5 protein-coding genes are annotated in these 9,016 nt (G+C 71.1%); 2 read left to right on the top strand and 3 right to left on the bottom strand.

From position 1 onward, the window contains the following. Together V6M56_RS11750 and V6M56_RS11745 are read left to right on the top strand one after the other, a co-directional pair. The coding region (locus V6M56_RS11750) for a penicillin-binding transpeptidase domain-containing protein (protein ID WP_332683899.1) at positions 1–2,289 on the top strand (2,289 nt) is incomplete at its 5' end. Between the two features lie 223 nt (positions 2,290–2,512). Further along, positions 2,513–5,551, top strand: coding sequence for a hypothetical protein (locus V6M56_RS11745; protein ID WP_332683898.1), 3,039 nt, complete (start codon positions 2,513–2,515; stop codon positions 5,549–5,551). A 133-nt stretch (positions 5,552–5,684) separates the two neighbouring features. Here the strand turns inward: V6M56_RS11745 and V6M56_RS11740 are convergent, their stop codons facing one another. The 3 genes from V6M56_RS11740 to V6M56_RS11730 all read right to left on the bottom strand — a co-directional run. After that, positions 5,685–7,169, bottom strand: coding sequence for a hypothetical protein (locus V6M56_RS11740; RefSeq protein ID WP_332683897.1), 1,485 nt, complete (start codon positions 7,167–7,169; stop codon positions 5,685–5,687). 75 nt (positions 7,170–7,244) lie between these two features. Continuing rightward, complete coding sequence (locus V6M56_RS11735; protein WP_332683895.1) at positions 7,245–7,802, bottom strand: hypothetical protein; 558 nt, start codon at positions 7,800–7,802, stop codon at positions 7,245–7,247. Then, positions 7,799–9,016, bottom strand: a 1,218-nt coding sequence (locus V6M56_RS11730; protein WP_332683893.1) for a hypothetical protein, incomplete at its 5' end; no start/stop codon positions are given. The genes V6M56_RS11735 and V6M56_RS11730, both read right to left, overlap by 4 nt.

Here is a 9,016-nt window from a genome sequence, read left to right as displayed (position 1 = left end):
ATGCTGGCCTGGAACAACTCCTTCCTGATCGCGGCGGCCCGCGACGACCGCGCGCCCGACCGGCGCTGCGCCGACGGCACGCCGCTGGAGCTGCCGGTGGTGCCGGCCGGCTGCCGGCCATCGAGCTGGACCGCCCGCGTCGCCCAGACCACCGATCTCGCCGCGCCGCTCAACACCATGCCGGGCGCCGTACCGCCGCCGCGCGATTTCTCCGATTTCGCCACCCGCCGCGCCAACCAGCTCTCCGACTGGGCGCTGTTCGGACCCTTACGCGAGCGCGACGACAGGCTCGCTTTGTCGACCCGCCTGCCGGCCGGCGGGCGGCGCATCACCGTCGACATGATTCTGGAGCCGACACGCATCGTCGTCGGCAATGAGCGGGTCAATCTCGACCCGAAGCGCGACCAGCAGACCGTGCGCATCGCCGGGCTGAGCATCGCCGCCGAGCGCATCTGCTCCGACAGCGACGACTTCGCGACCTGCGCCGAAGAAGCGGCGCAGGGCCTGCCGCATGGCTGGCGTTTTGCGATTTCCGGCCAGCGCCGGCGTGAGACCGAGATCACGGTCGAAGGTTCGCCGGTGCGCGCCGTGCCGCCGCGGGCCCGCGAGATCCTCGGCGGCTCGGGCGTGCAGGCCGAGGACGGCAAGGTCAAGCTCTGGCGCTCCTCGCATATCGAGGCCGATTGCGAGCGGGCCAAGGCCAGGCTGGTGTGCGAGCTCGGCTGGCGCGGCGCCGTCACGCAGCGGCGCAGCGGCGCCGGCCGGGCGCTTTCCTTCGCCGACGGCACCCCGGCGCTCGACGCCAATGGCGTGCCGCTGCCGATCGTCGACGAGCTCGGCCTGACCGCGATGATCGGCTACGGCGCCGGCGATGTCGGCTCGCTCTCGGCCGCGCTCGGCCGCGCCCGGACCCGCGAGAACCTCGTGCTGACCATCGAGCCACGCCTGCAGAAGCTGGTGCAGGAAGCGGTCTACACCCAGATGGGCGAGCGCATCGCCCGCGGCAAGCGCCCGCGCAAGCCCGGCCCGCTGCCGGTCAACCTGCCGCCCGAGCAGGAGCCGCCGGACCAGGGCGACGGCCGCGCCGTCGTGCTGCTGATGGATGCCGGCGACGAGCCCGGCTCGGTGCTCGGCATGGCGAGCTGGCCGGATTTCGTGCCCGGCATGCACAGCTGGGACATCCAGGCGCTCTCGACCGGCCGCGACAGCGACTCACCGCTCGCCGGCCATGGCTGGCGCGCCGGCGACGTCCACACCATGCCGGGCTCGACCTTCAAGCTCGTCACCGGGCTTGCCGGCATCCTCGCCCTGAAAGAGCAGCCGCGGCTCGCCGACATCATCATGGGCCGGACGCCACCGGGCCAGCAGGCGCAGATATTCGGCATGGGCGGCGGCGGTCTCAACGTCGACGGCGTCCAGATCGCCAATTATGGCGGCGCCGGCTTCAATGTCGGCATCCTGGCGGCATCGCAGACGGGCTGCCCCGATGGCGGCCGCGGCGCGCAGATCGGCTTCTGCGAGGCGCTGATCAAGTCGTCGAACCTGTGGTTCGCCGGCCTGGCGCTGACCATGGACGGCCGGAAGGTCGGCGGCCGGCCGTCCACCGTTCCGGGCCGCACCGGCACGATCCTGGCGCAGATGACCGAGCATCTCTACCCGATCACCCAGCCGGGCCAGCTCGCGCAACCCGGCGTCGACCTGACGCGCGGCATCGTGCCGGGCGCCCAGCGCCTGACCGGCGAGGCCCTCGACCTCGCTGTCGAGGACAAGCGTAACGCCCGGCGCATCGACCTTGCTACCAACTCCTACGGCCAGGGCGTGCGGGCGACGCCGATCGCCATGGCCTCGATCTACGGCTCGCTCGGGGCGCGCAAGGTGATCCGCCCGCGCGTGCTGAAGCCGGTCGGCGACGTCGCCGAGACGCCGCAGCCGAACGAAGGCCAGCCGATCATCCCCGGCATGGACCCGCGCGCGGCCGAGCCCTTCCTCGACGCCGCCCAGCGCGGCCTGTTCGGCGTGGTCAACGCGCCGGGCGGCACCGCGGCCGGCGTCATGGCGAGCCTGCCGCCGGAGATCCGGCGCCGCATCTTCGGCAAGACCGGCACCGCCGACACCACCGACGGCATGAACTCGGCCTGGTTCGCCGGCTGGATGAACGATGTCGCAGGCCATAAGCGCGTCGCCTTCACCTGTCTGGTCTCGCATACGCGGGAGACCGGCGGACGCGCCTGCGGCCGGCTGATGGCCGGCGTCCTCGGCAAGCTCGCCGCGCTCGGAGACAAGAAGTGAGCCGGGCCGGGAACCGCGACCTGTCCTCTCCCCCCTTGTGGGGGAGAGTTAGAGAGGGGGGCATGCCACCCTCGACATGCGTCGCGCTTAGCGCGGAGAGGTCTGCGGGTGCGATACCCCCCTCCCAACCCTCCCCCACAAGGGGGGAGGGCTTGCGCCCCGCCGCAAGCGCAAGACGATGGTTTAGGCAGTCGCCTAGGACACTAACCCGGCGAGACCTGGCATGAGCGAGACGACCGCGCTGCGCCAGCTCCTCAGCCGCTGGCTCACCTTCCGCCCCTTCCGCCTGCCGCGGATCCGCGTCGGCTCGACGGGTGGGGCGCTGACCGGGCTTGTCCTGCTCGCCGCCTGCCTCGCCGTGCTCGCCTTCTGGTGGCACAACACCAGCTATCTGATCGCGACGGCGCGGCCGGTGGTCAGCCTCGAGCGGCTCGACCTGGCCCTGGCGCGTGGCGAGACCGTCGCCATCGGCCGGCGCGAACTGCTGCAGCCGCAGCGCTTCGACGCGGCCGAGACGCGCCATGTCGCCTTCACCCGTCTGCCCGACGGGCGGGTCAATATCCGCAACGTCGCCAATAGCCGCCGGCTCTGGCTCGACTACGCCAACGGCTCGGGCAGCTTCTCGTCGCGCTGGCGCTTCCAGCCCGGCGACCGCATCGCCGCCGGCGCGCTCGCGATCACCGTCGACGAGGCCAAACCGGGCAGCCTGCAGCTGACCCTGACCGAGGCCGGCAAGCCCGGCCCCGGGCGCAAGCTGACGGTCGAGAGCACCGGCCCGGTCTCGACGCTGCGGCTCGACGGCAATCCTCTGCCGGTCTGCCAGCCGCGCAGCCCGGCCGACCGCATCCGCCAGATCGTCACCGGCCTGATCGCCACCGACGAGCGCGGCGAGGACCGCATCGTCCAGATCGGCGGCCGCCTGACCTGCTCGGTCAAGGAGGAGGCGCATGTCGCCGCCAGCGCCCTGCCCTTCAAGGCGCTGACCATCGTGGCGCGCGGCGGCGGCTTCTTCCTGGCGCCGGGCGACGCCGTCGACGCGCCGCGTCCCCCGGTCGTCTTCGCGCGCGGCAACCAGCGCGTCACCGATTTCGGAGACATCGCCTGGGAACTCGACCCGGACGGGCCGGCACGGCTCAGCCACATGATCATCGGCCGCACGCGCTATGCCGTCGATATCGGCCAGGAAGCCGGCGGGCGCCTGCCGCTGCGGCTGACGCCGCTCAGCAAGACCCACCGCTTCGACCCGGCCGATGCCGAGCAACTGCGCCAGGCCTCGACCACCGACAGCGTCAGGCCGGTGGTGACGCCGCCGCGCCAGCCGATGTCGGGCGAGGAGATCGGCAATCCGCTCGGCTCCCTCAACGGCGTCGAGCGGGTGGTCCGCCTGCTGCTGACGCTGGGCCTCGCCGTCTTCGGCGTGCTTTCGGCGATGCATCAGGCCAGCGCCTTCCGGCGCAGCGCCATCCTGGTCAGGCTCGTCGGCGCGCTCGGCGCCACCGCCTTCATCGCCTCGACCACCATGCTGGTGCTGGCGCCGGAGCTGTCCCGGCTCGGCGGCACCGCGATCTCCTTTGAAGGGGCGCTGCACGCCACCATCCTGGCCTATGCCATCGCCTGCCTGCTGCTGATGGTCGGGCCGCGCTTCACCACGCCGATGCGGCTCGCCTGGCTCGGGCTGGTCGGCCTGTGCTGCCTCGGCAGCCTGACGCTGCTGGCGCTCGGCATCGACGCCGAGAAGACCGACTTCACCATCCATGCCGAGAAGAACAAGCTCCTGTTCTTCGACCTGATCCCGGTCGTCGCCGTCGTCGTCGCCCTGCAGCCGCAGCGCGCCATCGCGGCGCTGCCGCGCTCCTTCTTCATGGGCGTCGGCTTCAAGGACCAGCTGCTGCGCGCCATTCCGGCCTTGCTGATCCTGATCGCCTTCATCGCCTGGGGCGTGCTCGGCACCGAGACCGGCGTCGCCGGCTTCCAGCCCGTCGAGCTCGGCAAGATCGCGCTCGTGCTGGTGCTGGCGCATATCTTCCTCGGCTTCTCGCGGATCGACTTCTTCTACAACCAGCGCCACTACATCTCCTGGCTCGGCGTCAGCCTGGCGACGGTGCTGGTCTTCATCCTGTTCCTGACCGCGATTCCCTTCCTGAAGAGCGACTATTCGCCGGCCCTGATCATCATCGTCACCACCGTGGTGCTGGCCTTCGCCTTCCTGCTGCCGAGCACCCTGAAGCGCCTGTTCGAGATCATGCGCGTCTTCCTGCGCCGGGCCGACGCGCCGCAGCGCAAGGTCCGCAAGCTCGGCTGGCCGCGCGGCGGCGTTCTGGCGCTGGTTCTGGTGATCCTGCTCGGCATCAATGCGGCGCTGATCTATGCCTTCCCCGGCCTCGTCACTTACGCCATTTCCGGGCAATGGAGCCTGCCCAAGGAGCGGATCGCCGCGATCGACGTGCTCGAGAAGGCGCGCGGCGGCCTGTTCCGCGTGCCGGCCGAACGGCTCCTGACCTGGTACGATCTCGACCATGCCAAGCTGCGCAGCGCCCAAGCCGGCGAGGCCCGCAACCCCGACGTCATCCACCGCGATCTCGGCTTCCAGCTGCTGCAGTCGAAGGTGGCGCTGGCCGAGATGCCGTGCACGCTGGCGCGGCTCGATCTCGGCCTCGACCGCACGCCGCCGGAGCTGCGCCGGGCGCTCGACGAGCTGTCGCCCTCGCCCGTCTCGCTCTGCGCCATGCTGCCGGGCGCGCGGGCGACGCCGATCGCCGAGCGCAAGGGCGAGATCGAGGACGAGACGGCGAGCCGCTTCACCGTCAGCGACCTGGTACGCGTTCCGGTGGTACAGAACGACTTCATCGCCACCTTCCTGATGGTGCGCTTCGGCCTGCCGGCGGGGCTCGCCTTGCTGGCGGCGCAGATCGTCACGGCCTTCGGCCTGCTCGCACTGGCCGTCGGGCTGATGCGCGAGCGCGCCATGGGCTCGGCCCAGGAAGGCGCCAACAAGGGCATGGCGATCGTGCTGGTCGGCATCGTCACCATCTTCGCGCTGCACTGGAGCATTTCCTGGGGCAATGCGCTCGGCCTGCTGCCGGTGATGGGCCAGCCGATGACCTTCATCGCGGCCGCGACCTCGCATCACATGCTGATGGCGCTGCCCTCGATCGCGATCGCACTGATCGCCGGGCGGCTGGCCGCGATCCGCCAGCTCTCGCCGACCAGCGACCCGCCGCCCTGGGGCCTATGGCGCGGTTTGACGCGAGCGGGGCTGTGAGGCCCGCTCACTGAAGCGGCCGTCATTCTCGGGCGACGCGCAGCGCAGGCCCGAGAATCTCGCGAAGATGCGGCTCGGAACCTCCTCCGGCCTGAGGTGCTCGGGGCAAGCCCGAGCATGAGCTAAGCCGGTCTCAGCGGCGCTTGATCTCGATCGCCAGCGCCTTCGGCTCCTCGATCTGGATCACCGGGAAGCTGGCGATGCCGGCCCTGGTCGCGGTCGGATTGAAGACGAGGCGGGTCGCACTCGATTTCGAGGCGACGACGGCGGGACCGGTACCGGCCTGGAACCGGGCCTTGGTCGTGCCCGGCAAATCGAGCGCCAGCCCGCAGATTTCCTGCCCCTCGATCGCGACGCTGGCCGCCTCCGGCACGTCGACCGCGGCCTCGCTATAGCGCGGCCGCAATTCATAGATCTGCGCCTCGCAGCTGCTGCCCGCCGGCGGCGACAGGGTCAGGAGCCGGGCCAGGGCCGGGCCACCGGTGCCGGCGGAGCCGCCGACGGCTTGCGTCCGCTGGCCCGGCGACACGGTGAGCGTCGGCTGCGTCGTGGTCGAGGCGGTTCCGGGCTGCGTCAGCGCCGGGCCGGGTTGATAAGGATCTTCCGTTCCCGGGCCCCGCGTCGCGAACCAGGCGGCCACCGCGGCGCCGCCGATCAGCACCGCGGCAGCGCCGGCGATTAGCGGCAGCCGCAGCGAGGACGAGGAGGCGGGGCCCGGCGGGTTGTCGCCGAGCACCGAGCGGCGGGTGCGCGGCGTCCTGAGGACATCGGCGAGCGCGGGCTCGGGCGTCTCGCCCGACCGCGGCGTCACGATCGTCTGGTCCGCCGGCAGGGTGGCGGCAGGGTGCTGCGGCTCGGCAGGCTGTTGCGGCTCGGGCCTGGGCGCTTCGAACGGCTTCAGCGCCATCGAGGCGGAGACCGGAGCGCTGGGCTGGGCCGGCTCCGGCGCCACGGCCTGCGGCTCGAACGAGCCGGAGCGCAGGAACAGCTCGACCGGCGCGGCGATGTCGGCGAGCGAGGAAACGATGGCGATATGGTGCGGCTGCCCGCTGAGGATCTTGGCGAGGATGCCGGCGGCACGCTCCGCCTCCTCGCCATGCGGCACCAGCGCCAGAACCGGCGTGGCGGCATGCGCGGCCTCGGCGAAGAGATGGCGCGAGCGGTCGATCTTGGTGGTGAGGTGGTATTCCTGCGCCGTCACCCGCGCCTCGGCGGCGGTGTCGGCGACGGAGACGTCGATCGCACCCGTGCCCCAGACCAGGAGCCGCGCCTCGGACGCCTTGTGGGTGATCGCCTCGCCATGGGCGAGGCCGCAATGGGCCGCCATCACCGGGACCATCCAGCTTTTGCCCTGGTCGATCGAGCCCGAGGCGGCGAGGCGATAGCTGCCGCCATCGGGCAGGCCGAGGATCTGGCGCAGCGGCTCGCCGGGGCGCAGCAGGTTGCTGTACTGCGTGCTCCAAGGTTCGCAGACCTCGGAGCTCTCGGTCGCGAGCACGACGCGCGAGACCGGCACCCTTGCCGACCAGGCGAGCTTCTTCAGGATGATGGGCTGGTCGGTGGTGGGCACGACGACGAAGACGCCGGAACGCCTGACGTTCTGATCTCCTGAAGCCATTTCCCTCTCTCGCCAGACACTGCCGTTCCGGAAGCCAAGCCGGTCCTGGCCGCCACGGGCGGCCTCTGCTTGACGTTACAGCAGATAAACGCCCGCGAGCGGGTTGGCGAGCATCAATCGCAGCAGATCGCGCTCGGCGTCCTGGCGCGGCAGGTCGATGACGATGTGCTTGTCGACCGGCGCCGGCAGCGGCAGCCGGACCACGCCCTCGATCGAGACGACCTCGATCATGGTCGGTGCCGGCACGCTGTCCGACAGGCACTGGATGACCAGGGCCGGCGGGGCGTCGTCCTCCTCGATCACGTCGAGCTCGAAGGAGCCGATGCGCCGATGCGTCGCGCTGCTGTCATAGGCGGCCGCGGCGAGTTCGCTGCGCGCCACCGCCTGGAAGGAAAGCAGCCGGCGATAGAGCCTTGCCGCCTCGGGATCGGTGCGGATGGCGCGCTCGGCGGCGAAGTTGACCGGATCGCCCTTGACCCGACGGGCATGGGCCCAGAGATCGGCGCGGCTGATGCTCGCCGCGACCGTCTCTTCCGGCTCGGTGCTGGCGAGGGCGGCCAGAACCAGCCGCGCCGCAGCGCGCCCGATGCGCGGGTCGTCTTCGATCGGGCCCTGGGTAGCGAAATCTGTCATGGCCGTTTCAACCGCCCCTGATAGCGCTGCGAAAAGACTTCGGTGAAGCGCGCCTCGTCGAGGGCGGCCTGGGCTGCCAGGTCCGCCGTTTCGCCGAAGCGCCTTTGTTGCCTGATGATCCGTTGCAGGGCTCCTGCCACGGTTCTCAGTGCTCCCCCATGCCTTGCAAAGATCAGAGCGAGTTTCGCATCATCGACCCGGAAGCTGGCACGATCATGGCGCCAGCGCCGCAGCACCTTCTGCCCCTCGGCCAGAACCGCCGCATTGGCAGGCCCCTCCAGCGCCTCGAGGGCGACGCCGATCAGCAGCAATTCCTCGAAGCGCTTGCCGAGGACTGCCAGCGCCTGGGCAATGCCGGGATAGTCGAACGGCTCGGGGCTTTGGTCGACCTGGCCGCGATTGGAGCCGGCGACGCGCCGGCTGGCCTCGACCAGCCGGTTCTCCCAGGGGGCGACCGCCCGCGAGCGCGCCAGGGTCAAGGGCTGCTCATGCGCGATCGGCAGCAAGGCGAGCGCCCGACCGACGGATTCGCGCTCCTCCTTGTTGAGGAATTTCGGATCGGCGGGCAGGCGCATCAGCGCGGCGTAGACCCGCTCGCGCACGACGCCATCCTCGTCCTCATCCTCCTCCGGCTCGTCGTCGGCCTCCTCGTCGACATCCTCGGGCTCGAGCTCGCCGAGCACCGCCTGGTGGTCGAGCCAGGCGATCAGGGCTTCCTCCGGGTTCTCGGAAGGCTGGCGCGCCATCAGCGCATCCATCGAGGCCGGCGCCATGAAATCGCGCCGGCCAACGCTGGAACGCTCTTCGCGCATCAGCGCGCTGAAGCGCTCGGCGAAGCGCGCGAAGCTCCAGGTCTCGCCATGCAGCAGGGCGAAGCTCCAGAGCGAGACGAGATCGTCGGGATCGAACTCGCGCTGGCGCTCGCGCCGGCCGCTGGCGTTGAGGAAGGCCTCGCGCTGGCGGATCAGGTCGGCGAAGGCGAGCAGCGGCAGATGGCGCCGGCGCCAGGCGCGCATGAAGCGCGCCGGCTCCTGCACCGCCCGCTTCAGCCCGTCCTCGTCGAAGACAGCGAGCGCGAAGATCGCGTCGAGTGCGCTGCGCAGGGCCGTGAGCCCGCCTTCGGAGCGCTCGTCAGCCTCGGCCGCGAACAGGAAATCGGCCAGCCCCAATGCGCGCCGGACCCGGTTCCAGGAGAAGGAGCGGGTCTTGCCGGC

Source organism: Allobosea sp., assembly GCF_036675845.1.
Taxonomy (GTDB): domain Bacteria; phylum Pseudomonadota; class Alphaproteobacteria; order Rhizobiales; family Beijerinckiaceae; genus Allobosea.
Note: the sequence above shows the minus strand (reverse complement) of the source record. Positions and strands in the feature narration are given on the sequence as shown.